Raw genomic sequence first — 22,805 nt, 5'->3', positions numbered from 1 at the left:
CATAGCCTTATTCAGGAGAGGCACTCTTTCAGAGAACTTGCGATACCGCGCATCAGGTCGAAATAGAGATCCGGCCCTTGCGGCAGCGTTGCGGCTTCAGGATCGAGGACACCAGATTTTGCGGGCGTACCTTCCAGCACCACATTGACCAGCTTCGGTTCGAATTGCGGTTCCGCGAAAACGCAGGTCGCGCCGAGATCGGCGACCTTGCTGTGGATCTCGGCGACGCGCTGTGCGCCCGGAATGGTTTCCGGCCTAACCGTAATCGAGCCGGAAACGCGCACGCCATAGCGATGCTCGAAATACTGATAGGCGTCGTGGAAGACGATGAAAGGTTTGTCCTTCACCGGCGCGACGGCAGCGGCGATTTCGCTATCCAGAGCATCGAGCTTATCGTTCAGAGCCTTCTGGTTTGCTTCATAGGTCAGTGCATTGGCAGGGTCGGCTGCGACCAGCGACGTGGTGATCTCGGCGACCATCGCTTTGGCGTTGTGTGGATCGAGCCAGAGATGGGTGTCGAACTCGCCGTGATCATGATCGTGGTCACCATGATCATGTGCATGGTTTTCCCCGGTCGCCGCTTCATCGCCGTCGTCATGCGGCTCGAAGGCGCCGCCTTCGCGGAATTTGAGCTTGGTGATGCCGGGCGCATCGTCGAGTTCGACGACGGTGGCGTTGGCGCCGAGGGATGCGAGCGGTTTCTCCAGGAAGGCTTCCATGCCTGGTCCGACCCAGAAAACCACCTGCGCCTGCTGGAGACTGCGGGCATTCGACGGCTTGAGCGCATAGGTATGTGGCGAGGTGGCGCCGTCAACGATCAGATCAGGTGTTCCGACCCCTTGCATGATCGCGGCGACAAGCGAATGGATCGGCTTTATGGAGACGACGACCTTTGGTGCGTCGGCTGCCGTCGCAGTGGTACCGGCAAGCAGGCCGGAAAGCAGGAGGGTGGCGGCGAGGGGAATAAAAGCTTTTGCTGCGTTCATGCTAGAAATGCCCTTGAATGGGTCTGTTATGTTATTACATCAATTGCGTTATGCTATAACGTGTGCGATAGCATGGCGCAATAGTGCAATTGGAAATTTCATGCTTTCTTCCCTCGACAGCAAGAACCGGCCGCTGGTGTCGCTCCATAATGTCGGCGTCCGACGCGGCGGCCGCTGGCTGGTGCGCGGCGTCGATTTTTCCGTGAGCCGCGGCGAGATCGTCACCCTGATCGGCCCGAACGGCTCCGGCAAATCCACGAGCGCCAAAACGGCAATCGGCGTGCTGAAGCCGGACGAAGGGCGCGTCGACCGTATTGCCAATCTGAAGGTCGGCTACGTGCCGCAGAAGCTCGCCATCGATTGGACCTTGCCCCTCAGCGTGCAGCGATTGATGACGCTGACCGGGCCTTTGCCTGAGCGCGAGCTGATCGCTGCTCTTGAAGCAGTCGGCATCGCGCATCTCGCCAAAGCCGAGGTGCAGCATCTTTCCGGCGGCGAATTCCAGCGGGCGCTGCTGGCGCGTGCCATCGCCCGCAAGCCCGATCTGCTTGTGCTGGACGAGCCGGTGCAGGGGGTCGATTTCAACGGTGAGATCGCGCTTTACGATCTCATCAAGTCGATCCGCAATTCGCAGGGCTGTGGCATCCTGCTGATCTCGCATGATCTGCATGTCGTGATGGCGGCGACGGATACGGTGGTCTGCCTGAACGGCCATGTCTGCTGCCGCGGCACGCCGCAGACCGTTAGCCAGAGTCCCGAATATGTCAGGCTCTTCGGAACGCGGGCGGCGCAGTCGCTGGCGATCTACAGCCATCATCACGACCATACGCATCTGCCGGATGGCCGCGTGCAGCATGCGGACGGTTCGATTACGGACCATTGCCATGCTGACGATGGCCATCACCATCATGAGCACGATCACGATGATCATCATCACGGCCATGACCATGCCGAGGGAGAGCGCCATGTTTGACGATTTCTTCCTGCGCGCCGTCGTCGCCGGCGTTGGGCTGGCGCTGACGACTGGGCCACTCGGCTGCTTCATCATCTGGCGACGTATGGCTTATTTCGGCGATACGATCTCGCATTCGGCACTGCTCGGCGTGGCGCTCTCGCTGCTTTTCCAGCTGAATTTGACTCTCTCCGTCTTTGCGGTTGCCGCGCTCGTCTCGATCCTGCTCTTGCTGCTGCAGAGGCGGCAGGCGCTGTCGGCGGATGCGCTGCTCGGCATTCTCTCGCATGCAACGCTGGCGATCGGCCTTGTCATTGTCGCCTTCATGAGCTGGGTGCGGATCGACCTCATCGCCTTCCTCTTCGGCGACATACTGGCCGTCAGCCAGTCGGACATTGCGGTGATCTGGGGCGGCGGCATTTTCGTGCTGGCGGCAATCGCCTGGCTTTGGCGGCCGCTTTTGGCTTCGACGGTCAATCCCGAACTCGCGGAAGCCGAAGGGTTGCGGCCGGAGCGCGCGCGGCTTCTCTTCATGCTGCTGATGGCCGTGGTGATCGCGATCGCCATGAAAATCGTCGGTATCCTGCTTATCACCGCGCTTCTGATCATCCCCGCGGCCACCGCACGCCGCTTTGCCGCCGCGCCGGAAACGATGGCGATCTTGGCTTCGCTGCTCGGCGCTATCGCCGTTGTCGGCGGGCTATTCGGATCGCTGCGCTACGACACGCCATCCGGGCCTTCCATCGTCGTCGCGGCGCTCGTCTTGTTTATCTTCAGTCTGCTGCCCCTCGTTCGCAGGGGCGGCACGCCAGCGGCGCAACCGAGAGGACAGTCGTCATGACCACTCCGATGCTCACCAAGAACCAGTCCCTCGTTTTCGATATTCTGACCAAGGCGGAAGCGCCGCTCAGCGCCTATACTATTCTCGACAAATTGCGCGATCAGGGTTTCCGCGCGCCGCTTCAGGTCTATCGCGCGCTGGATAAGCTGCTCGAATATGGCGTGGTACACCGACTCGAGAGCATCAATTCCTTCGTTGCCTGCGCCCATCCGCATGAGGATTGCCACAGCCACGGCCTTGTCGCCTTCGCCATCTGCGAGAGCTGCGGTCAAGTGATCGAGTTCCACGACGACGAAGTGGATCATCGGCTGATGGACTGGCTGAAATCGCAGAAGTTCAAGGCGGAAAAGTCGACCATCGAAATTCGCGGTCATTGCGCAAATTGCGCTGCTTGAATTGCAAACCGCGGTTTATTCCAACTTGCCAAGAATTTATAAGAAATTCCTAATCTAATCTTTTAAGATCGCGGGCGAAGCGCTGCCAGTTGGCGACATAGTTGCGCGCGGAGCGGCGCAGGCCTTCGATCGCGGCTTCGTCCAGCGTGCGGATCGCTCTTGCCGGTGCGCCGACGATGAGCGAGCCATCCGGGAACTCCTTGCCTTCCGTGACGAGTGCATTGGCACCGACGAGGCAATTATTGCCGATCTTCGCGCCATTCAGGATCGTGGCTCCCATGCCGATCAGTGAATTGTTGCCGATAGAGCAGCCATGGATGATGGCATGATGGCCGATCGTGCAGCCTTCGCCGATGATGGTCGGGTAGGCCGGATCGGTATGAACCATTGTACCTTCCTGGATGTTCGTGTTCTTGCCAACGACGATCGGTTCGTTATCGCCGCGCAGCACCGCGCCGAACCATATGCCGACATCTTCACCGATCTCGACCTTGCCGATGACGCTGGCATCCGGCGCGATCCAGTAACGGCCCGGCTCGGGTGTTTTCGGCGTCGAGCCGGCAAGGGCGTAGATGGGCATGGTCGATCCTCCTCGATCAGACGACGTTCAGCACAAGATTGGCGACGCCATCGACGGCGCAGCTGATCCGGTCGCCGCGCGCAACGGGGCCGACGCCGGCGGGCGTGCCGGTCATGATGATATCGCCCGGTGCGAGCGTGAAGAGCTTGGAGAGCTCGGCGATGATCTCCGGCACTTTCCAGATCATCTGAGAGAGATCGCCTCTCTGGGCAGCCTCGCCATTGCGCATCAGCCAGATGCCGCCCTTGTCGGGATGGCCGACATGAGTGGCGGGTACGAGCGCGGAGATGGGGGCCGAATGATCGAAGGCCTTGCCGATTTCCCAGGGGCGACCGAGCTTCTTGGCTTCACCCTGGAGGTCGCGGCGGGTGAAATCAATGCCGACGCCATAGCCGTAGACGCAATCCAGGGCCTGTTCGACCGGGATGTTCGCGCCGCCGCTGCGCAGCGCCACGACAAGCTCCACTTCGTGATGCACGTCGGACGATAGCGAAGGGTAGGGAAAATCGCGGGAGACCAGCAGGTTGTCCGGGTTCTTCTGGAAGAAGAAGGGCGGCTCGCGGGTAGGGTCATGACCCATCTCGATGGCATGGTCGGCATAGTTGCGGCCGACGCAATAGACACGACGTACAGGGAAAAACTCGGTCTCACCCTCGATCGGTAGAAGGACAGGGGCGGGCGGCGGAATGACTGTCGTCAATGGGGCGTTCATATCGGCTTTCGAAACTCTTGCTCTTTCTTGGGAAGGCCTGTTGCCCTCCGACTCCGTCCGGACAAACTAGCATCATTGTGACTGCCACGAAAACTGGCCTTTTTGAGGGATTTGGTGTAGAGCGCGGATCAGAAAGGTTTCCCATGTATAGCGACGCGCTGAAAACCGGCCGCAAGATCTTCGCGGTAGCCCCTATGATCGACTGGACGGATCGCCATTGCAGGTACCTGCATCGGCAGATCAGCCGGCATGCGCTGCTCTATACCGAGATGGTGGTGGCCGACGCGATCATCCATGGGCCGCGCGACCGGCTTCTGGGGCATGATGTCAGCGAGCATCCCGTTGCACTGCAACTCGGTGGCTCCGACCCGGCCAAGCTTGTCGAGGCGCTGCGGATCGCGGAAGCCTATAACTATGACGAGATCAACCTGAATGTCGGCTGTCCCTCGGATCGGGTACAGTCAGGCACCTTCGGCGCTTGCCTGATGCTGACGCCGGAGACGGTGGCATCTTGTATCGCAGCGATGAAGGCGGTTTCGAAGGCGCCCGTCACAGTGAAATGCCGGATCGGCGTCGATGAGCAGGAGCCGGAAGAGGCCTTGCCGGAGCTGATGACGCGCGTGCTCGATGCCGGCGCCGATGCGATCTGGATCCATGCTCGCAAGGCCTGGCTGAAGGGCCTGTCACCGAAAGAGAACCGCGAAATACCGCCGCTGGATTACGACATCGTCTATCGCATGAAGCAGCGTTGGCCGGAGGTCTTCATCGGCATCAATGGCGGCATCCAGACGCTGGATCAGGCGGAAGAGCATTTCGCCCATGTCGATGGTGTCATGCTTGGCCGCGCCGCCTATCAGAATGCCGCGATCCTTGCCGATGTCGACCATCGCTTTTATGGCGAACCGGCCACCGAGGCCGATTGGAACGCGCTGCGCGACCGGATGATGGATTATGTGGAGCGCCATATCGCCAACGGCGGCCGTCTGCAGCATGTCGCGCGTCACATGGTCGGTCTCTTCACCGGCCTGCCCGGCTCGCGCCGCTATCGCCAGATCCTCTCCACCGACGCCAACAAGCCGGGGGCGGGGCCGGAGGTGATTGCGGTGGCCTTCGCAGCAGTGGATTTCAGCGCGCATTCCGAGCGGGTCAGCGCTTGAGGTGACGATGATTCCAACTGCCTTCGTCCTTCGAGGGCAGCTGTCGGCCCCACCTAAGCGGGTGATCGGCTGAGAGTTGAGGAAGTAGTTTAGTGTTAAAAAGATCACCACTCACCCGTCATCCTCGGGCTTGGCCCGAGGATCCACGCCCAGGCACGTTGGCGCGTCTAAATCGACGAGAGTGCTGGTTTCGCTTTGCGAGTGTATCCCTTTTCGCAGAGGAGACGGTGAGGCTTGTGCCTGGATCCTCGGGTCAAGCCGAGGATGACGGAATGTTGGGATGGTCCAGGGCAGACAACGGGCTTGCGGTAAAGGGCATAGCCAGGCTTGCTTCAGGGCGAGGGTGCTATCTTCACAAACGAAAAACGGCGCGGTTTGCACCGCGCCGTCCGAAACTTCATTCAGGCAGTCACCCAGGGCTTAGTTAGCCTGGATGTTGACAGCCTTCGGGCCCTTGCCCATGCGATCCGGCTCGGTGTCGAACGTGACCTGCTGGCCTTCGCGCAGCGACTGGATGCCGGAAGCCTGAAGAGCGGAGATGTGGACGAAAACGTCCTTTGCGCCGCCGTCAGGAGTGATGAAACCAAAACCCTTGTCCTGGTTGAAGAATTTTACGGTGCCCTTGGTGGCCATGGGGGATAGTCCTTTACCCATCAGTCTTAGTTTATCCGGATAAACCCGGACGGCTTTGCTTCCGCGACATGCGAAAGCCAGTCGAGAAGTCACGTACGGGGAAAGAACGTCTGCGCGGGTCAGAAGACCCAACCGCTGCCTGTCGCAAGCGGATCACCAAATCAGTCCAGTCACCGGCATGCAAATGCCCGAGCATGCATATGGGTGACAGGGTTTGTGGAAAAAGGCAAGGGGCAATATTAGGGCCGGGTGGGGAACGGGTAGGATAGGGTGGGAATTTCAAGGGGTTGACGAGAGGCTGGTGCCTCAGGCGCCGGCGAAGTTACATGATAAATGTATTCGTTGCCTGACGAGAAGGCGCCGGCGATGATCGAAGAAGCGATAAATCGTCACGCGGCTGTAACGAAGGCCATTATCTTAGGCACAAACTTTAATGCGGGATTTGAGGGAATTACATGGCTCAATCGAGTGACGAATACATGATGGGTCTCGCACTTGATGAAGCCCGGATCGCGCTGAATGAAGGCGTGTTTCCCGTAGGCGCAGTTCTATGCATGGAAAACAAGGTTTTGGGACGCTCTCATAAAACCATGGTTTCGAATCATTTGAATCATGCGGAAATGAATTTGTTTCATCAGGTATTCAAGGGAAACTATAGTTTTTCGCGAAACGATGGCCTGACGCTGTATACGACACTCGAGTCTTGCATCATGTGTTTCGGTACGATGATGCACTTGCCGATAACGCGGCTTGTTTTCGCTATGCCCGATGCGTATGGCGGATGCGCTCACGTTAGGCTGGTAAATTCGCCTCCAAGACACCTCTCGAGAACGGTGGAGATCGTTGGAGGCGTGCGTCGTCAGGAGGCTTCCAAGCTTTTTGCGGAGTTTCTTGCGACGACGACGGAAAACTTCTGGATTACAGGCGGAGCTTCGCATTTTCAGGCCGCCGTGAGAGCCGAGCTTGACGACGATGTATTGCAGCGCAGGTGGTGCGGACCTAGCTCTCAGCCAACGTAAACACCGAACAAGGCTCGGCAATCCCCCGTAGCTCATAATCCCCTAAAGGCACCAGCGGCGTCGTCGTCTCCGCCGCAAGCGCACCGGAGATCAGCACGGTGCGGCCGAGCGGCCTGCACAGCCCCTCCAGCCGGCTGACGAGGTTGACGGCGGGGCCGATGGCGGTGAAGTCCAGGCGGTCGGCGGCGCCGATATTGCCCCAGAGCATGTCGCCGAAATGCAGCGCGGCGCCGAAGGGGAGCGGCGGCAGGCCTTGGTTTGCCCGGGTCGCGTCGAGATGCACCATGCCGGCGCGGATGGCGGTGACGGCGCGCAGTGCCGCTTCGCAGGCTTCCGCCGGCCTTTCATTGACAGGGAAGATTGCCAACACCCCATCGCCGATGAACTTCAGCACCTCGCCGCCGAAGGCATGCACGGCGCCGGCGACGCGATCGAACCAGGCGTCGAGGGCCGAGATGACGACAGTCGGCTCCGTCGCTTCGGAGAGAGCCGTGAAATCCCGAAGGTCGGCGCAAAGCAGCGCTGCGCGAATGGTCTCGCCGCTATTGCGGCTGAGCGCGCCTGCTTGCACGCGCGCCGCACTTCTGCGGCCGAGATAAGCTTCGAGTAGGGTCGATAGAGTGGCCCGCGCGGCAAGGCCGGCCAGGGGGGCGGCGGCAAAGCGCGCGACCTGACGCAGCCTGTCCGTTTCGGGGGAGGTGAAGGGCCGGGTTCCGGCCCAGGCGAGCACGGAATTGCCGGGCGCGGTGCCGATCGTTTCCTCGCATGTCGGACCGAGTTCGCCGAGCCAGTCGCGGCCGGCCTGTCCGAGCGATGTGCCGGCGAAGCCGAGGGCTTCGATCACCGTGCCCGTCTCCGCTCGCCAAAGCCAGGAACGCTGGGTGATGATAGGATGCGGCGCCGCAAGCGTCAGGGCGCCGCCAGTCAGCGGCAATCCGACGGCCAGCAGACGACCGCCGAGATCGGCCAGGAAGCGTTCGGGGCTGAGCGCGGTACCGGCTTCGTCGACCAGCCAGGCAAGGGGGGCGGGTAAATCCATGCAGCGATCATGCCACGCCGCTCGCGAGCTGTCATCCTTGCCGGCGCAACCTTCCCGACAGCGCTGAGATCATCAAGTTCCAGCGCGCGAAATTATTGTCCCTGGGCGGTGACTTCCTTGTTCCTCAAGCCATCGAGCCGGATGGAGCAGCCCTAAGGCATTATTGTTTCTGGCCGTCGTGACCGCGCATCACATCCGGACCCGGATCCCGTCCGGCTGCCACTTCCGCCATTCGGTCGAGATAATGCGCCCAGCCCTTTGCGTGGGCTTCGCATTGCTCCGGCGTCGGCAGGCCCGAATGGGTGAGGCGCACCAGCGTCCCGTCGGGCTGCTCGATCAGATCGATCTCCACCAGGCTCGACTCCGGCGGCACTTCTTCGCTGCCTTCCCAGCCGAAGCTGTAGGCGAGGCGATGCACCGGCACGACTTCGCGGAAGGAGCCGCGCGCGACGCGGGCGCCGGTGACATTGACGAGATAGATGCCGCCCGGCTGCGGCTCCGTCCTGGCTTCCGTGCCCATCCAGCGCAGGATCTTTTCGGGATCGGTCAGCAGCGCGAAGACGGCCGCAGGCGGCGCGGAGACATGGGTCTCGCGACGAACGATTAAAGCTTCTGGCATCGGTCTCTCTCCCGTGGTTGCTGTCGCTTCCCACCGTGACGAATACCTTCGTCCCGCCGTGGGCCTCCTATGTGCCGGCATGTAGGAGCCATTGCCCCGGCAGCAAGGCGTCATTCTATACTTGCCGGGCGTCACTCCTCATAAGCCGGCAGCTGCGGTTAGCAGACTTTGGCGGCTGTCGCCTTATCGCCCAGGCCGGCCCGTCTTGCCTTTCGTCCGTCCCTTGCGCTGTTTTTCGTCCACCGCATCCTCATAGGAGCCGACACCCGGCTTCGCCCGGATGATCGGCTTGTCCGGCACCTTACCTGTGACAGGCTTTTCGGTGCGGCCGACGGTCATCTCGTCCAATGTGTTCTTGCGGAAAAGCGGCGTGCCGGCATCGCCGCCCGGACCCATTTCGTCAAGGCTCGGCTTGGCGAAATAGGAGCGGGAATCCGGCGCTGGCGGTGCACGCTTGCCCGGTGCAGAACCGCGGCTTTCGAGGCTCTTCGCCTCCTCGCGGGCGAGCGGGTCGTCCATGGCGGCGAGTTCGACGGCCTTGAGGCGCTTGATCTCGTCGCGCAGCCGTGCCGCCTTTTCGAAATCCAGGTCGGCGGCGGCATCGCGCATGGATTTTTCCAGCGCGTTGAGATGGGCCTGCAGATTGTTACCGACGAGATGGCCACCATCGGCAAAGCCCTTGCCCGAGGCGCCGCCGATATCGGCGCGGACATGGTCCTTCTCATAGACGCTGTCGAGAATGTCGGAAATCTTCGCCTTGACCGATTCCGGCGTGATGCCGTGTTCCTTGTTGTAGGCCATCTGCTTTTCGCGGCGGCGATTGGTCTCGTCCATCGCCCGCCGCATCGAGCCGGTGATATTATCGGCGTAAAGGATGACCTTGCCGTCGACGTTACGGGCGGCGCGGCCGATGGTCTGGATCAGCGACGTCTCAGAACGCAGGAAGCCTTCCTTGTCGGCATCGAGAATGGCGACGAAGCCGCATTCGGGAATGTCGAGGCCCTCGCGCAGCAGGTTGATGCCGACGAGCACGTCGAAAGCGCCGAGGCGAAGATCGCGGATGATCTCGATGCGCTCCAGCGTGTCGATGTCGGAGTGCATGTAGCGCACGCGCACGCCCTGTTCATGCAGATATTCCGTCAGGTCCTCGGCCATGCGCTTGGTGAGCACCGTGCAGAGCGTGCGATAACCCTTGGCGGCGGTCTCGCGGATTTCGCCAAGGACGTCATCGACCTGGGTGCGGGCCGAACGGACCTCGACCGGCGGATCGATGAGGCCGGTCGGGCGGATGACCTGTTCCGCGAAGACGCCGCCGGATTGCTCCATTTCCCAGCCGCCGGGCGTTGCCGATACCGCGATCGTGTCCGGGCGCATGGCGTCCCATTCCTCGAAGCGCAGGGGACGGTTGTCCATGCAGGACGGCAGGCGGAAGCCGTATTCGGCCAGCGTCGCCTTGCGGCGGAAGTCGCCGCGATACATGCCGCCGATCTGAGGCACGGTGACGTGGCTCTCGTCGATGAAGATGATGGCGTTATCGGGAATATATTCGAATAGCGTCGGCGGGGGCTCGCCGGGATTGCGGCCGGTCAGATAGCGTGAATAGTTTTCGATGCCCTGGCAGGAGCCGGTGGCCTCGAGCATCTCGATGTCATAGCGGGTGCGCTGTTCCAGGCGCTGAGCCTCCAGCAGGCGGCCGGCCTTTTCCAGCTCGGCAAGGCGGAGTTTCAGCTCTTCCTTGATCGCCTTGATGGCGCCGTTCAGCGTCGGGCGCGGCGTGACATAGTGCGAATTGGCGTAGATCTTCACCGATTTCAGGTCGCCGGTCTTCTGGCCGGTGAGGGGATCGAATTCGGTGATGGCGTCTATTTCGTCGCCGAACATGGAGATGCGCCAGGCGGCATCCTCCAAGTGGGCCGGGAAGATTTCGATCGTGTCGCCGCGAACCCTGAAGGAGCCGCGCGTGAAATCTATATCGCGGCGCTTGTATTGCTGCGCCACGAGGTCGGCCAGCAACTGCCGCTGATCGAGCCGGTCGCCGACATTCATCTGGAAGGTCATGGCGGTGTAGGTCTCGACCGAGCCGATACCGTAGATGCACGAGACCGAGGCGACGATGATACAATCATCGCGTTCCAGCAGCGAACGCGTCGCCGAGTGGCGCATGCGATCGATCTGCTCGTTGATCGAGCTCTCCTTCTCGATATAGGTGTCCGAGCGCGGCACATAGGCTTCCGGCTGGTAGTAGTCGTAGTAGGAGACGAAATACTCGACCGCGTTATCCGGGAAGAAATTCTTGAATTCGGAGTAAAGCTGTGCCGCCAGTGTCTTGTTCGGCGCGAGGATGACGGCCGGGCGCTGCGTCGCCTCGATCACCTTGGCCATGGTGAAGGTCTTGCCGGAGCCGGTGACGCCGAGCAGCACCTGGTTACGGTCGCCGTTTTGCAGCCCTTCGACGAGGTCGCGGATTGCCGTCGGCTGGTCGCCGGCCGGCTTGTATTCCGAGGCCATGCGGATCTCGATGCCGCCTTCGGACTTTTCCGGCCGGGCAGGGCGGTGCGGCGTCCAGATCTTGCCGTTCTTATGCAGCGGGTTGCCGCTCTCGATCAGCTTCGACAGGGCTTCTACCGTTGCCGTTACGCCGCCGGTCGAAATCTTGTCGGCATCCTCAAGAGCGATATCGAGGCCGGAGACTGGATTGAGACCGGCGGCGGCACGCGTTTTGGGGTCGGTCGACCCACCCATGGAGACGCCACGCGCGGTCTTGCCGGCGGTGATTTCCACCTTCTTGCGGTGCTTGCCGGCCTTCGAAGCGATCTCACGCTGGGTTTCGACGCTCGATGCCTCTGCATCCGCTTCGAGCTGCTTCACCCAATCGGCAACGCTGCCGCTGAGCGGCGCACCGTCGAACGGCGCCTGCGGCGCCTCTTCGAAACCGGTCGGAGCGGGGGATTTTTTCGATGATTTGGCCATGGGGCGAATATGGCGACAGATCGCGCAGATGTGAAGGGGTAAAGGGTACAAAAGGGAAACAGAATAGCGGATTTTTCCATTCGCCGGAGATGTCAGATATGTTACAACCCAAGGGCGGCCAATGCGTTATCGCTGATCCAAAGTCCGCATAGCGCGATCCTCGCAGGCGCCAAGGGAGGAACCAGCCGCAACGTCGACATGCCCGGCCAGCGCCGGGTTCCCCCAGCTTCGACGGCATCCGGTATTGCCCGCCTCGCCGCCGCCATCCGGTCGGAGGATCATGATGACCGCATTGGATAGCTTACGCTCCTTGTCCCCCCAGCAACGAAACACCGTGATCGCAGCCTATCTGGGCTGGACGCTGGATGCTTTCGATTTCTTCATTCTGGTTTTCGTCCTCAAGCATATAGCCGAAGAATTTCACACGGATGTTCCGGCGGTTGCCGTGGCGATCTTTCTCACCCTTGCCATGCGGCCGCTCGGCGCGCTGATCTTCGGCCTTGCGGCGGATCGCTTCGGCCGGCGCACGACGTTGATGGTCGACGTGCTGCTTTATTCCATTTTCGAGTTTCTGACCGGTTTTTCGACCGGATTGACGATGTTCCTGGTTTTGCGCGCGCTTTTCGGCGTGGCCATGGGCGGCGAATGGGGTGTCGGTGCTTCGCTCACGATGGAGACCATCCCGGAGGAATCGCGCGGCCTCGTGTCCGGCATCCTGCAGGCTGGCTATCCTTCAGGCTATCTGCTCGCCTCGATCGTGTTCTTCCTGCTGTTTCCGATCATCGGCTGGCGCGGCATGTTCATCGTCGGCGCGCTGCCGGCGCTGCTGGTGCTTTACATCAGACGCAACGTACAGGAATCGCCGGCGTTCCTGCAGCGGCAATCCAAACCGCAGCGGCCTTTCCTGACCGTACTGCGGGAGAATATTCCGCTCTTCATCTGGGCCGTGCTTCTGATGACGGCGTTCAACTTCTTCAGCCATGGCACCCAGGACCTCTATCCGACATTCCTGGAAACCCAACGGCAATATGATTCCTATACGGTCGGCGCTATCGCCATCGTCTACAATATCGGCGCGATCATCGGCGGCCTGACCTTCGGTTCCCTGTCGCAGCGCTGGGGCAGGCGACGGACGATCGTCATCGCGGCACTGCTGGCTATTCCCGTCGCCCCGCTCTGGGTCTGGGGTCAGGGGCCTGTGATGCTCGCGATCGGCGCCTTCCTGATGCAGCTTTTCGTCCAGGGCGCCTGGGGCATCGTCCCCGTACATCTCAACGAATTGTCGCCGGACGAGGTGCGCGGCACGTTCCCAGGATTTGCCTATCAGCTCGGCAATCTGCTGGCGTCGGGCAATGCCTCAATCCAGGCGGGATTGGCGAAGCAGTGGAACGGCGACTATGCGCTGGCGCTGTTGATCGTCGCCTGCATCGTCGCCGTCGTCGTGGCGTTGTTCGCCGGCTTCGGGTTCGAGAAAAAGGGAGTTCGGTTTGGCGGCAAGGACGCCGGACAACCCGATAGCGTCATGCAGACCTGAACCGGTTTGTCATCATATAGACCCGAGCGGTTTAGCTCTTCGCGAAAGCTCTAAACCGCTCAATCTCTATGCTTTCTCGTAATTCCGGGTTTTCTCGCAATTCCGGACGGAAAACCGCCACCAACTGGAATGCTCGAAGGGCCGGCGATCTTTACCGGCCCTTTTTCACTTTCCGCAGATTTCCGAGATCTTGGCCTGGGCAAAGCCGCGCGCCAGATCCTGCAGGCCACCGACGGAGGATATCAGCTCACCAATGGGGCCGTTGATACCGACGTGCAGGTCGGTAATGTGGCAGGCGCCGACATCGACTGTCATCGAAGCGTCCAGCTCGCCCTTGATCGTCGTCTTGAGGACCCCATGCGACTTGCAGGCCATTTCGGCACGGGCGTTGATCTGAACGCCTCCATTTGGAGCGTCGCAGATATCGAGCGACTTCACCTCGAACTTGTCCTTGTGATCGACACCCGGCAGCTTCTTGCACGGATCGGCTTCATTCACCGATTTCTCGATCTCCGGGCCGAACTTGCTCTGCAGCAGCGACCAGCATGAGCCGGGCGCGGCTTTCGCCGACGTTGCCGTCAGCGGCAGCGGCGACAGCGGCAGGACGACCGCCGCGGCAAGCAAAGCCATGCGAAGCGACGGCAGGGGCAAGCGGGGGGACATGAGATATTTCAGGTTCACGGCGATCTATCCTCGCAGGAGAAGGAGCAGCAATTGAGGCCCGGCATGGCGCTACTCTTCCATCTCTTCCTGCGCCAAGGCAATCCCCAACGCTATGGCGATAAACTCCACGGCTTTGGACCGACGATCAATTCTTCACGACCATCGTGTCGCAGAAGCGGTCATAGAAGGTCTGCCCACGCCATATGATCAATGGGAAGAGCCACCAGATGAGCGCGAACACCAACAGAAGCGGCGTCAACGCCCCGGTAACGGCCAGGAAATCGCTGGCGCTGAGAGGATTTATATCTCGCGCCTGCTGGATCATCTCTTCGATCGGAGGAAGATACAGGCGCGACAGGAACAGGCTGGCCAGATCGAAGGTTGCCAGCAGCATCAATGGTAGAAACTTGAGCACCTCGCGCTTGGCGGCAAGTTCGAAGGGCAGGGCGCCGTTTTCAATCGTCATTACCCGCAGCGATGTTACCCGCTTGCCTGGCGTCCGCCGGCCGCGGGTCGAGCAATAGGCGAAGGCGAACGGAAGGAGCAACAGCATGATGCTGGAACTCGGTCTCACCGTTATAGTCGGATCGATCGGATTGCCGTTGCTGTCGACCGGCACGGAAAAAGCATGCTTTACCGTGGTCGGTCCCCGCTGCGAAACAGCGGCTGAAACGAAAACGGTGTATCCCTTGCTGCCCAGCCAGGATATGCGGCAAAGCTGATTGCTTCTCGTCTCGCCGGGCTGCAGAGGCCACTCAGCTTCTATCTTCGGAATGAGCGGCCCTACCGTGGTCTCCTGGCATTGCTGCTCGCGAAGAAACGGCAAGGTCAGGTCCCACGGCATCACCGCCGATAGTGCGAGAAACAGGAGTACGAAAGCGATCTGGAAGATGACGATGTCGATCGCATAAGCACTGAACCGCCGCCAGAAATGGCGAGGCGGAAGGGAGGCTTCTGGTGGTCGGATGCGGCAAAACTCATAAATTCCCCCGGTTCAATGCGCTTTGCGGCAGTCAGGCATAAGCTTTAGGCACTTCAAGTTGCAGGAGTTAGCACGCTTTGCTGCGATTCGCTGGGGAACGAAGATTGAGCGGTGATCGATCTCCCAACCGGATCAGATCGGGATGCCTTGTTCGTTCGAGCGATCATCCTTGTCGGAGTCGCCCTCATAGCCCAAGCGCTTTGCCTTGCGGAACCATTCCAGCGCCTTGGCGGAATCCGACGCAACGCCGTCACCGTCGCGATACATCATGCCGAGATTGTAGGCCGCATCGGCATAGCGATGCGCCGCCGCCCGTTCGAACCAGTAGATCGCCTGAGGACCGTTCTTGGCGGCACCTTCGCCATCGCGGAACATGACGCCGAGATTATATTCGGCTTCGACATCGTTCTGCGCTGCGGCTTTGAGGAACCATGCGATTGCCTGGCCATCGTCCTGTTTCACCCCTTCACCATCGGCATACATCGCGCCGACATTGAACTGTGCGCTGGGATCGCCCTGGTCGGCCGCTTTTTTGAACAAGGAAAGGGCTGTCGCGCCATCCTTGGCGACACCCTCGCCGTCACGATACATGATGCCGAGATTGTACTGCGCCTCGATCTTACCCTGCTCGGCGGCCTTGAGATACCACATTGCGGCCTTGCGCTTGTCCTTGTCAGTGCCTTCGCCCTGGTCGTACATGGAGCCGACATTGAACTGCGCATCCATATCGCCCTGCTGGGCGGCCTTGCTGTACCAGGCAAAAGCCTGCGGCTTATCCTTGAGAACGCCTTCGCCCGTGTCGTAGACGACGCCCAGATTGTATTGTGCGTTGAGGTATCCCTGCGCAGCCGCCTTCTTGTACCAGAGAACGGCCTGGCTCTTGTCGGCGGTGACGCCTTCACCCTGATCGTACATGGTGCCGACGTTGAACTGCGCTTCGGCATTGCCCTGCTCGGCGGCCTTCTTGTACCAGCTGAGCGCCAGTGCGTAGTCTTTCTCGACGCCGCTACCTTGCTCGTACATTTGCCCGAGTTTCAGCTGGGCCGCGACGTTGCCCCTGTTTGCCAAGGGGCGCCAGTAGTCCGCGCCTGTCTTGAGATCTTCACGATCATAGCTGTTGCGCCCGACATCGGCATGCGCCGTCCCCATCGGCACCAGCGCGAAGAGCAAAGCTGCTGCCCCCATTTTCCAATTCACGATCTACCCCGCAGTCGAAAATTCGTTCTTTCGAGATGACAAGCTCTTCGCGACCCTCAGGGCAAGAGCGCCATCAGCAAGTGAAATATGATCTAGCCCGTCATGTCGCCGGCGCCCTTCTTTCCGGCGGCTCCCTGTCCCAATGGCCCGAGATCCTTGATCGGACCCTCGCTATTGGCTTCCATGTAGCCGAGGCCGTGCTGCGCTTCCGGCAATCCTTTCGCCGCCGCCTTGTTGAACCAATCTGCGGCAATTGTGGAGTCCTTCGGCACGCCATAGCCGTTATAATACATATATCCAAGGCCATATTGCGCGCGGGCGTCGCCCTGACCGGCGGCCTTGCGAAACAAGTCGGCAGCCTGGCCATAGTCCTTGGTTACGCCGGCGCCCTGATAATAAAGATAGGCGAGGGCATACTGGCCCCGTGCATTGTTCTGGTCGGCGGCCTTGCGATACCAGTCTGCCGCCGCTGCTTTGTCCGGCTTTGTCCCTTGGCCGTTGTCGCACATGTAGCCCAGGGCGTATTGCGCATCCGCATGTCCCTGGGCGGCGGCCTTCCCATACCATTCGAACGCCTTGGTATTGTCCTTTGCGACGCCGCGCCCGCCCGCATACATGTAGGCAAGGGCGTATTCGCCTTGCGCGTCGCCCTGCTCGGCGGCCTTGCGATACCACCTCGCCGCACTCTCTTCATCGGCCTTCACGCCCTGACCGTTGGCATAGAGATAGCCGATGGCATATTGAGCGTCGGGGCGGCCCTGATCGGCCGCCTTGCGATACCATTGGAGTGCCTGCCTGTAGTCCCGGGCGACACCCGTTCCGTTCGCCAGGCTATAGCCGACGGCATATTGCGCATCGGCGCGGCCCCCTTCGGCGGCTTTCAGGTACCAGGAATAGGCTTCGGCATCATCCCGCTCGACACCCCTGCCATTGGCATAGGAGTAGCCGACGGCATATTGGGCCTGCGCCTGATCCTGGTCGGCGGATTTCCGATACCAGGCGAGGGCATTTCCTCTATCGACATCCATGCCCGCCCATTGGCGTAGGAGTAGCCGATGGCATATTGGGCATCGGCATTGCCCCGCTGTGCCGCCCTCAGATACCAGTCGTTCGCCTGTTTCAGGTCGGCATCGACGCCGCGGCCGCTGGCATACATATAGGCCAGCGCATACTGCGCCTGTGCATTGCCCTGGTCGGCCGATTTCCGATACCAATCGACCGCCCGGGCATCATCCCGCTCCACGCCCTGGCCGTTGGCATAGCGATAGCCGAGACCGTACTGCGCGGCCGGATTGCCCTGGTTGGCGAATTCCACCCAGTATTTCAGATCGATCGTAGTATTGGCCGGCCCCGGAGCGGGGTCTTCGGCATGGGCAAGCCAAGGCATCGAAAGAGCGAGCGCCAATCCCAATGCATAGCTCTTTGTCTTCAAGGCTTGAGTCCCCCGCCGATGTCCCAGACGACAATCGATCTGAACAATATGGCGATGTCTTGGTCAAGGATTGTGGAGCATCGAAATGGCGGTGGTTTTCCGCCAGGCGGAAATGCGAACCTTATCCCGGAAGCACGTCGTAGAGGCGAAAGATCCACGTGATCTGGTAGATCAGCCCGACGATTACGAATGCTGCCTGGAAGCGCCGGTTGGCGGTGATCGCGGCAATGATGCACAGGACGACATAGACGACGTTGCGTATCGGATATTCCCAGCCGAGGGACTGGAAATAGGCCTCGCCCTTCAGCAATGTATCGATCAGATCGACGGCATAGGTCACCGCAAGCAGGCCGAAAAACCAGCGGCGACGGGAGATGAAATATTCCTCGAAACCGCCGTAATCCTCGACCGAATGCGGATTCAGCAATACGCACAGGAAATAGAAGAGGCAGCAGAAGCAGATGAGAAAGAGGTAGACGCCGAAATTGATCTGCGCGACGGATTGTAGCCGATATTCCCACCACCAGAAATGGATGATGAACAGGAACATCGACAATACCCAGCCGATATGGACGAGGTAGATCTTGTTCTTGCCTGGCGACTGCACGAACCCGGCGAGCCTCGTCAGAAGCTGGGCGAGCGAGAGGCCGATCACCATGCTCATGACCGTCCGGATATAGACGTAGACTTCTGGCGTATGTGCCGGGCCCATCACGTCAGCTCTCCTCCGGTACGGCCTTCGGCGCTCCATTCTCGTCAAGCGCGACCATGATGAATGTTGCAGCGGTGACTTTTTCCAACGCATTGAAGCGCGCCCGGTGCGCCCAGGCTTCGACATTCAGCGTGATCGAGGTGCGTCCGACGCGGTCGATGTCGGTGAAGACGCTCAGCGTGTCGCCGATCTTGACCGGCAGCTCGAAAGCCATCTCTTTCACAGCCGCCGTGACAACGCGGCCACGGGCGCGTTCGGCCGCGCGGATGCCGCTTGCCAAGTCCATTTGCGCCATGACCCAGCCGCCGAAGATATCGCCGGCAGGATTGGCGTCGGCGGGCATGGCAAGCGTGCGCAATGTCAGCTCGCCTCTGGGTTTGACGCTGTCGTTCATTCATCTGCTCCTGTTTCTCGGCTCGATTCCCCTTTTCAGCCTATGCAATCCAGGCGCGATGGAAAAGACAATGTTGAGTTTTCTGCTTTGAACCTCTACGGGCCGGAGGGCATGTTCCGTGCGGTTTCGTCACTTTGCAGCGCCAGGCTGAAACATCCCGAGTGGCGACGGTAAGCATTCGTTCACCCTTCCCATTTAGGATTTGTAATCGTTACCGACCGTGGCTGGGGCAGCGGATCAGGAGTATGACCATTTTACCCAATCTACGGCGGGTCGCGCTGCCATTGCTATTGTCGTCGGCGCTTGTTGCCTGCACGGCAGACAGCCTCGTGCCCCCTTCCGGCATCGACAGTTCCTCGCGCGTCGGCTCCATCAAGCCGCATAGAAGCGTGCCGCAGCGGCAGTTCGCCTATCCAGGCGTCCAGGATCCGGTCGTTTCCACCTCGAACAACTATAGGAATGGTGGTCCTCTCCGTTCCACCGGAACCGGCGAGGCGGCGACCACGTCCGATGTCGAAGTCGGTCTGGCGCAGCAATCGAATGTTCCGCCGCAGGGCGTCAACATGGATGCCGAACTCGGCGTCGGGCCGAGCGAGGAGGCGCAGTCTCCATCGGTGGTCGGGCTGGCGCAGGAAGAGCAGCAGAATATTGCCGAAGGCGAGTCCGATCAGCCTGTTGTCGATGGCATCGGCACCGACGCGCCGGTCCAGACCAACCGCTCCGTCCTTCAGCGGCCTGCCGCGCAGGCTGAACTCGGCCAGTCGCGGATACCGAGGCAGCAACCGGGAACGCAGGTCGCCATGCTGCCGCGTATCGAAAATCCCGTGCCGCGCCTCGATCAGGAATTCGAAGCGCCACAATCGACACCCGGCATGATGCCGCCGTCGGAAGTTGCCTGCCGTCAGGAACTCAGGCGCATGGGCGTCATCTATACGGATAAGCCGGCGATTTCTAACGGTCCCTCCTGCCAGGTTCCCTATCCGGTTTCGCTCAGCGGTCTCTCGGGCAACATCGCCGTCAGTCCAGCCGTCACATTGAATTGCCAGGTGACGCTCGCCTTTGCCAAATGGGTGAAGAACGAGCTGGCTCCGGCTGCGCGCACACGCTACTGGTCCGGCATCGGCACGATCGTGCCGCTCGGCGGCTATTCCTGCCGCAGGATGAACAATAGCCGGCAGCGCTACAATCCGATGTCGGAACATGCCCATGGCAATGCCATCGATGTCGGCACCTTCGTGTTGAAGAATGGCCATGTGATCGACGTGCGCAAGAAGGGGCTCTTCTCCTTCCGGGAAGGGCGGCTGCTGAAAGCCGTGCGCAGCGACAGCTGCCGCTACTTCGATACGGTGCTCGGCCCGGGCAGCAATCCGGAACATTGGAACCATTTCCACTTCGATCTCCGGGACCGGAAAGGCGGCCGACGCTATTGCAGCCTCTGATAGGCGTTTCGCCGGGGCAGCATCCACACTTGCCGAGCGGGGAAGCTGATTTACCTATCGAGGAAATTGCGTTTACTCGTGTGGGCCGAGGGCAGGAGAAGGTTTCATGGAAGAAGCACCAAGACGAAAGAGAAGCCTGGGAAGGGCGCTCCTTGCCGCATTGATCGCCATCGTCATCGTTATTGGCGGCCGTTGGTACGCCTATGTCGCCTATGCCGACGATCCGTTCGACGAGGTCGGTATCGACCTCAACTCGATGATGCCCGCTCCCATCCGTGACAAGGGTTGCGAAATGCTCAGGGCTCGCTTCGAGCACAGGACGCTGCCGCCGGCTGGCTGCGGCGTCAACGGCAACTGGTAGCGCTACATCGATCGTAAGCCGGCGAAAAAGAAAAAAGCCGGCTGATGCCGGCTTGAGCGGTGCATGGCAACGACGGGGGATCCTTGCCTGCTCCAGAAAAGACCTTCATGTTGCAATGATGCATGCAATATGGATACGAGGGCAATAAATCGGCCAGTACGACAGGCGCTGACGTGTCGCCAAGAGGCATTGGGCGGAGTTGCGACAAACGTTGCTCACCTAAGGAGCTATATGCCCGACGAAGGTCACGATTTGATGACAGCTTATTTGGCTTAGGCGAACGCTGTGTTTCACCTCCGTGGGGTGGTAAAAGCCCGGGACCGGCTATATAGCGGGCAAACGCCGCGAAATTCATCACAAAAGCCGGACTCTGCCTCACCATGGCTCCGATCATTTCCATCCGTAATCTCACCAAAATATACTCTAACGGGTTCCAGGCGCTGAAAGGCGTCGATCTCGATATCGAGCAAGGTGAAATCCTGGCCCTGCTCGGGCCGAACGGTGCAGGCAAGACGACGCTGATTTCGATCGTCTGTGGGATCGCCAATCCGAGCGGCGGTACGGTGACGGTCGGCGGTTATGACGTCGTGCGCGATTTCCGCGCCACGCGCAGCATGATCGGCCTCGTGCCGCAGGAACTGACGACCGATCAGTTCGAAACCGTCTGGAATACGGTGAGCTTTTCGCGCGGGCTCCACGGCAAGAAGCCGAACCCGGAATATATTGAGAAGATATTGCGCGATCTTTCGCTGTGGGAGAAGAAGGACAACACGCTTCGGCAGCTTTCGGGCGGCATGAAGCGGCGCGTGCTGATCGCCAAGGCGCTTTCGCACGAACCGAAGATTCTTTTTCTCGACGAGCCGACGGCCGGCGTCGACGTGACGCTGCGCAAGGATATGTGGCATGTGGTCGAGCGCCTGCGTGCTTCCGGCGTTACGATCATTCTGACGACGCATTACATCGAAGAGGCCGAAGAGGCGGCGGATCGCGTCGGCGTCATCAACGGCGGCGAGCTGCTGCTGGTGGAGGAGAAGAAGGCGCTCATGGCCAAGCTTGGCCGCAAGCAGCTGATCCTCGATCTCAACGAACCGCTGGGCGCCGTTCCCGATCGTCTTGACGGCAACGGGCTTTCGCTTGGGCCGAATGGCCTGACGCTGGTCTATGACTTTGATGCGCAGCACGAACAGTCCAGTATCGCGGCGCTGCTGTCGAAGCTCGCGGCCGAGGGAATTCATTTCAAGGACCTCTCGACGCGCCAAAGTTCGCTCGAGGATATTTTCGTCTCGCTGGTGGGAGCAGGCAAATGAACTTCGAAGCGATCAAGTCCATCTACGCTTTCGAAATGGCCCGCACGCGCCGCACGCTGTTGCAGAGCGTCGTCTCGCCGGTCATTTCCACCTCACTCTATTTCATCGTCTTCGGTGCGGCGATCGGATCGCGCATCAATCTCGTCGAGGGCGTGTCCTATGGGGCGTTCATCACCCCCGGCCTGATCATGCTGACCCTGCTCGGCCAGTGCATCAGCAACGGCTCCTTCGGCATTTATTTCCCGAAATTCACGGGCACGATCTATGAGGTGCTATCGGCGCCCGTCGCCATGGCCGAGATCGTTCTCGGATATGTCGGCGCGGCGGCGACCAAGGGCATGCTGATCGGCCTGATCATCCTCGCCACGGCGAGCTTCTTCGTCGAGATCAGGATCGAGCATCCCCTTATGATGATCCTGTTCTTCGTGCTGACGGCGGTCACCTTCAGCCTGTTCGGCTTCATGATCGGCATCTGGGCCGGAAATTTCGAGCAACTGAACCTCATTCCGATGCTGGTCGTGCCGCCGCTGACCTTTCTCGGCGGCAGCTTCTATTCGATCAACATGCTGCCGCCTTTCTGGCAGGCGGCCAGCCATCTCAATCCGGTTCTCTATCTCGTCAGCGGCTTCCGCTGGAGCTTCTACGGCATCGCCGATGTCAATCCGATCCTGAGCCTCGCAATGATCACGCTCTTCCTCGTCATCTGTCTGGTGATCCTCGGATGGATTTTCCGGACGGGCTACCGGCTGCGGAACTGAGGGCGGAGCCTTCTAGTTTTGCCGCGCGCGTGGCCGCTTGGGCTCCACTGGTCGTGACTTGACGGAGCCAGGCGGCCGGGTGTCCATAGTGGTGAGAGGTTCTCATGCTGCTTCCTGGCGTCA

Annotated in this window: 23 protein-coding genes and 1 pseudogene; 10 read left to right on the top strand and 14 right to left on the bottom strand. The window is 60.4% G+C overall.

Features of this window, described 5'->3' with window-relative positions:
• Positions 1 to 11: 11 nt before the first annotated feature.
• Entirely contained in the window at positions 12 to 986 is a 975-nt protein-coding gene (gene znuA / locus PH552_RS27145) for a zinc ABC transporter substrate-binding protein ZnuA (RefSeq protein ID WP_112343995.1), read from the bottom strand.
• Positions 987 to 1,086: 100 nt separating this feature from the next.
• On the opposite strand from znuA, the gene PH552_RS27140 reads away from it, so the two are divergent.
• Genes PH552_RS27140 through PH552_RS27130 form a run of 3 tightly spaced genes read left to right on the top strand, consistent with a single transcriptional unit; the run spans position 1,087 to position 3,174 of the window.
• A complete protein-coding gene (locus PH552_RS27140) occupies positions 1,087 to 1,959 on the top strand; it encodes an ATP-binding cassette domain-containing protein (RefSeq protein WP_181592407.1) in 873 nt (290 codons plus the stop codon).
• Positions 1,952 to 2,779, top strand: coding sequence for a zinc ABC transporter permease subunit ZnuB (gene znuB, locus PH552_RS27135; protein ID WP_285166424.1), 828 nt, complete (start codon positions 1,952 to 1,954; stop codon positions 2,777 to 2,779). Before PH552_RS27140 ends, znuB begins: the two co-directional genes overlap by 8 nt.
• On the top strand, positions 2,776 to 3,174 hold the full coding sequence (locus tag PH552_RS27130; RefSeq protein WP_112343998.1) for a Fur family transcriptional regulator: 399 nt from the start codon (positions 2,776 to 2,778) through the stop codon (positions 3,172 to 3,174). Before znuB ends, PH552_RS27130 begins: the two co-directional genes overlap by 4 nt.
• A gap of 49 nt (positions 3,175 to 3,223) precedes the next feature.
• On the opposite strand, the gene PH552_RS27125 is transcribed toward PH552_RS27130, so the two are convergent.
• Positions 3,224 to 3,754, bottom strand: a complete 531-nt coding sequence (locus PH552_RS27125) for a gamma carbonic anhydrase family protein (protein ID WP_112343999.1) — start codon at positions 3,752 to 3,754, stop codon at positions 3,224 to 3,226.
• 16 nt (positions 3,755 to 3,770) lie between these two features.
• Complete coding sequence (locus PH552_RS27120) at positions 3,771 to 4,466, bottom strand: fumarylacetoacetate hydrolase family protein (protein ID WP_145644371.1); 696 nt, start codon at positions 4,464 to 4,466, stop codon at positions 3,771 to 3,773.
• Between the two features lie 158 nt (positions 4,467 to 4,624).
• Here PH552_RS27120 and dusA point away from each other — a divergent pair, with 158 nt between their 5' ends.
• Complete coding sequence (dusA, locus tag PH552_RS27115; protein WP_432422022.1) at positions 4,625 to 5,623, top strand: tRNA dihydrouridine(20/20a) synthase DusA; 999 nt, start codon at positions 4,625 to 4,627, stop codon at positions 5,621 to 5,623.
• 420 nt (positions 5,624 to 6,043) lie between these two features.
• Here dusA and PH552_RS27110 read toward each other — a convergent pair whose 3' ends face one another.
• Positions 6,044 to 6,256 carry a cold-shock protein gene (locus PH552_RS27110; RefSeq protein ID WP_004109325.1) on the bottom strand — a complete coding sequence of 71 codons (213 nt, stop codon included), beginning with the start codon at positions 6,254 to 6,256 and terminating at the stop codon, positions 6,044 to 6,046.
• 455 nt (positions 6,257 to 6,711) lie between these two features.
• Between PH552_RS27110 and PH552_RS27105 the strand changes: the two genes are divergently transcribed.
• Positions 6,712 to 7,275: a nucleoside deaminase gene (locus PH552_RS27105; RefSeq protein ID WP_112344002.1), complete on the top strand. Its 564-nt coding sequence runs from the start codon at positions 6,712 to 6,714 to the stop codon at positions 7,273 to 7,275.
• Here the strand turns inward: PH552_RS27105 and PH552_RS27100 are convergent.
• The 3 genes from PH552_RS27100 to uvrB form a co-directional block, all read right to left on the bottom strand.
• The gene (locus PH552_RS27100; protein ID WP_112344003.1) at positions 7,256 to 8,314 is read right to left on the bottom strand and encodes an adenylate/guanylate cyclase domain-containing protein; all 1,059 of its coding nucleotides are present in this window, start codon (positions 8,312 to 8,314) and stop codon (positions 7,256 to 7,258) included. The two genes, PH552_RS27105 and PH552_RS27100, sit on opposite strands and share 20 nt — an antisense overlap.
• A gap of 160 nt (positions 8,315 to 8,474) precedes the next feature.
• Positions 8,475 to 8,933, bottom strand: coding sequence for an SRPBCC family protein (locus PH552_RS27095; RefSeq protein WP_112344004.1), 459 nt, complete (start codon positions 8,931 to 8,933; stop codon positions 8,475 to 8,477).
• 183 nt (positions 8,934 to 9,116) lie between these two features.
• Positions 9,117 to 11,903: an excinuclease ABC subunit UvrB gene (uvrB, locus tag PH552_RS27090; protein ID WP_112344005.1), complete on the bottom strand. Its 2,787-nt coding sequence runs from the start codon at positions 11,901 to 11,903 to the stop codon at positions 9,117 to 9,119.
• Positions 11,904 to 12,186: 283 nt separating this feature from the next.
• Here uvrB and PH552_RS27085 point away from each other — a divergent pair, with 283 nt between their 5' ends.
• Positions 12,187 to 13,437 carry an MFS transporter gene (locus tag PH552_RS27085; RefSeq protein WP_112344006.1) on the top strand — a complete coding sequence of 417 codons (1,251 nt, stop codon included), beginning with the start codon at positions 12,187 to 12,189 and terminating at the stop codon, positions 13,435 to 13,437.
• A gap of 165 nt (positions 13,438 to 13,602) precedes the next feature.
• Here the strand turns inward: PH552_RS27085 and PH552_RS27080 are convergent, their stop codons facing one another.
• The 7 genes and pseudogenes from PH552_RS27080 to PH552_RS27050 form a co-directional block, all read right to left on the bottom strand.
• On the bottom strand, positions 13,603 to 14,100 hold the full coding sequence (locus PH552_RS27080; RefSeq protein WP_245430429.1) for a hypothetical protein: 498 nt from the start codon (positions 14,098 to 14,100) through the stop codon (positions 13,603 to 13,605).
• Positions 14,101 to 14,245: 145 nt separating this feature from the next.
• On the bottom strand, positions 14,246 to 15,067 hold the full coding sequence (locus PH552_RS27075) for an RDD family protein (protein ID WP_281024043.1): 822 nt from the start codon (positions 15,065 to 15,067) through the stop codon (positions 14,246 to 14,248).
• A gap of 147 nt (positions 15,068 to 15,214) precedes the next feature.
• Positions 15,215 to 16,279, bottom strand: a complete 1,065-nt coding sequence (locus PH552_RS27070) for an SEL1-like repeat protein (protein ID WP_285166416.1) — start codon at positions 16,277 to 16,279, stop codon at positions 15,215 to 15,217.
• 92 nt (positions 16,280 to 16,371) lie between these two features.
• A complete protein-coding gene (locus PH552_RS27065) occupies positions 16,372 to 17,307 on the bottom strand; it encodes a tetratricopeptide repeat protein (RefSeq protein ID WP_245430430.1) in 936 nt (311 codons plus the stop codon).
• A gap of 98 nt (positions 17,308 to 17,405) precedes the next feature.
• A pseudogene (locus tag PH552_RS27060) lies at positions 17,406 to 17,666 on the bottom strand (tetratricopeptide repeat protein); the annotation flags it as partial.
• Between the two features lie 166 nt (positions 17,667 to 17,832).
• A complete protein-coding gene (locus tag PH552_RS27055; RefSeq protein ID WP_112344010.1) occupies positions 17,833 to 18,423 on the bottom strand; it encodes a hypothetical protein in 591 nt (196 codons plus the stop codon).
• 4 nt (positions 18,424 to 18,427) lie between these two features.
• A complete protein-coding gene (locus PH552_RS27050) occupies positions 18,428 to 18,817 on the bottom strand; it encodes an acyl-CoA thioesterase (protein ID WP_112344011.1) in 390 nt (129 codons plus the stop codon).
• Positions 18,818 to 19,062: 245 nt separating this feature from the next.
• Here PH552_RS27050 and PH552_RS27045 point away from each other — a divergent pair, with 245 nt between their 5' ends.
• From PH552_RS27045 to PH552_RS27030, 4 genes are all read left to right on the top strand, one after another.
• Positions 19,063 to 20,256 carry an extensin-like domain-containing protein gene (locus PH552_RS27045; RefSeq protein WP_145644370.1) on the top strand — a complete coding sequence of 398 codons (1,194 nt, stop codon included), beginning with the start codon at positions 19,063 to 19,065 and terminating at the stop codon, positions 20,254 to 20,256.
• A 106-nt stretch (positions 20,257 to 20,362) separates the two neighbouring features.
• The gene (locus tag PH552_RS27040) at positions 20,363 to 20,617 is read left to right on the top strand and encodes a hypothetical protein (RefSeq protein ID WP_112344013.1); all 255 of its coding nucleotides are present in this window, start codon (positions 20,363 to 20,365) and stop codon (positions 20,615 to 20,617) included.
• 380 nt (positions 20,618 to 20,997) lie between these two features.
• The gene (locus PH552_RS27035) at positions 20,998 to 21,924 is read left to right on the top strand and encodes an ABC transporter ATP-binding protein (protein WP_112344014.1); all 927 of its coding nucleotides are present in this window, start codon (positions 20,998 to 21,000) and stop codon (positions 21,922 to 21,924) included.
• Positions 21,921 to 22,682 (top strand): ABC transporter permease, encoded by a 762-nt coding sequence (locus PH552_RS27030; RefSeq protein ID WP_112344015.1) that lies wholly within the window; start codon positions 21,921 to 21,923, stop codon positions 22,680 to 22,682. The genes PH552_RS27035 and PH552_RS27030 overlap by 4 nt, the downstream gene beginning before the upstream one ends.
• Positions 22,683 to 22,805: the final 123 nt, after the last annotated feature.

This window comes from Rhizobium aureum (genome assembly GCF_030182495.1).
Classification (GTDB): Bacteria; Pseudomonadota; Alphaproteobacteria; order Rhizobiales; family Rhizobiaceae; genus Rhizobium; species Rhizobium tropici_C.
This window is presented reverse-complemented; position numbering and strand designations above follow the sequence as displayed.

Coding starts and splice junctions, on each gene's coding strand:
- znuA (WP_112343995.1), bottom strand. CDS start 986: ATGAACGCAGCAAAAGCTTTTATTCCCCTCGCCGCCACCCTCCTGCTT.
- PH552_RS27140 (WP_181592407.1), top strand. CDS start 1,087: ATGCTTTCTTCCCTCGACAGCAAGAACCGGCCGCTGGTGTCGCTCCAT.
- znuB (WP_285166424.1), top strand. CDS start 1,952: ATGTTTGACGATTTCTTCCTGCGCGCCGTCGTCGCCGGCGTTGGGCTG.
- PH552_RS27130 (WP_112343998.1), top strand. CDS start 2,776: ATGACCACTCCGATGCTCACCAAGAACCAGTCCCTCGTTTTCGATATT.
- PH552_RS27125 (WP_112343999.1), bottom strand. CDS start 3,754: ATGCCCATCTACGCCCTTGCCGGCTCGACGCCGAAAACACCCGAGCCG.
- PH552_RS27120 (WP_145644371.1), bottom strand. CDS start 4,466: ATGAACGCCCCATTGACGACAGTCATTCCGCCGCCCGCCCCTGTCCTT.
- PH552_RS27110 (WP_004109325.1), bottom strand. CDS start 6,256: ATGGCCACCAAGGGCACCGTAAAATTCTTCAACCAGGACAAGGGTTTT.
- PH552_RS27105 (WP_112344002.1), top strand. CDS start 6,712: ATGGCTCAATCGAGTGACGAATACATGATGGGTCTCGCACTTGATGAA.
- PH552_RS27100 (WP_112344003.1), bottom strand. CDS start 8,314: ATGGATTTACCCGCCCCCCTTGCCTGGCTGGTCGACGAAGCCGGTACC.
- PH552_RS27095 (WP_112344004.1), bottom strand. CDS start 8,933: ATGCCAGAAGCTTTAATCGTTCGTCGCGAGACCCATGTCTCCGCGCCG.
- uvrB (WP_112344005.1), bottom strand. CDS start 11,903: ATGGCCAAATCATCGAAAAAATCCCCCGCTCCGACCGGTTTCGAAGAG.
- PH552_RS27085 (WP_112344006.1), top strand. CDS start 12,187: ATGACCGCATTGGATAGCTTACGCTCCTTGTCCCCCCAGCAACGAAAC.
- PH552_RS27080 (WP_245430429.1), bottom strand. CDS start 14,100: ATGTCCCCCCGCTTGCCCCTGCCGTCGCTTCGCATGGCTTTGCTTGCC.
- PH552_RS27065 (WP_245430430.1), bottom strand. CDS start 17,307: ATGGATGTCGATAGAGGAAATGCCCTCGCCTGGTATCGGAAATCCGCC.
- PH552_RS27055 (WP_112344010.1), bottom strand. CDS start 18,423: ATGGGCCCGGCACATACGCCAGAAGTCTACGTCTATATCCGGACGGTC.
- PH552_RS27050 (WP_112344011.1), bottom strand. CDS start 18,817: ATGAACGACAGCGTCAAACCCAGAGGCGAGCTGACATTGCGCACGCTT.
- PH552_RS27045 (WP_145644370.1), top strand. CDS start 19,063: ATGACCATTTTACCCAATCTACGGCGGGTCGCGCTGCCATTGCTATTG.
- PH552_RS27040 (WP_112344013.1), top strand. CDS start 20,363: ATGGAAGAAGCACCAAGACGAAAGAGAAGCCTGGGAAGGGCGCTCCTT.
- PH552_RS27035 (WP_112344014.1), top strand. CDS start 20,998: ATGGCTCCGATCATTTCCATCCGTAATCTCACCAAAATATACTCTAAC.
- PH552_RS27030 (WP_112344015.1), top strand. CDS start 21,921: ATGAACTTCGAAGCGATCAAGTCCATCTACGCTTTCGAAATGGCCCGC.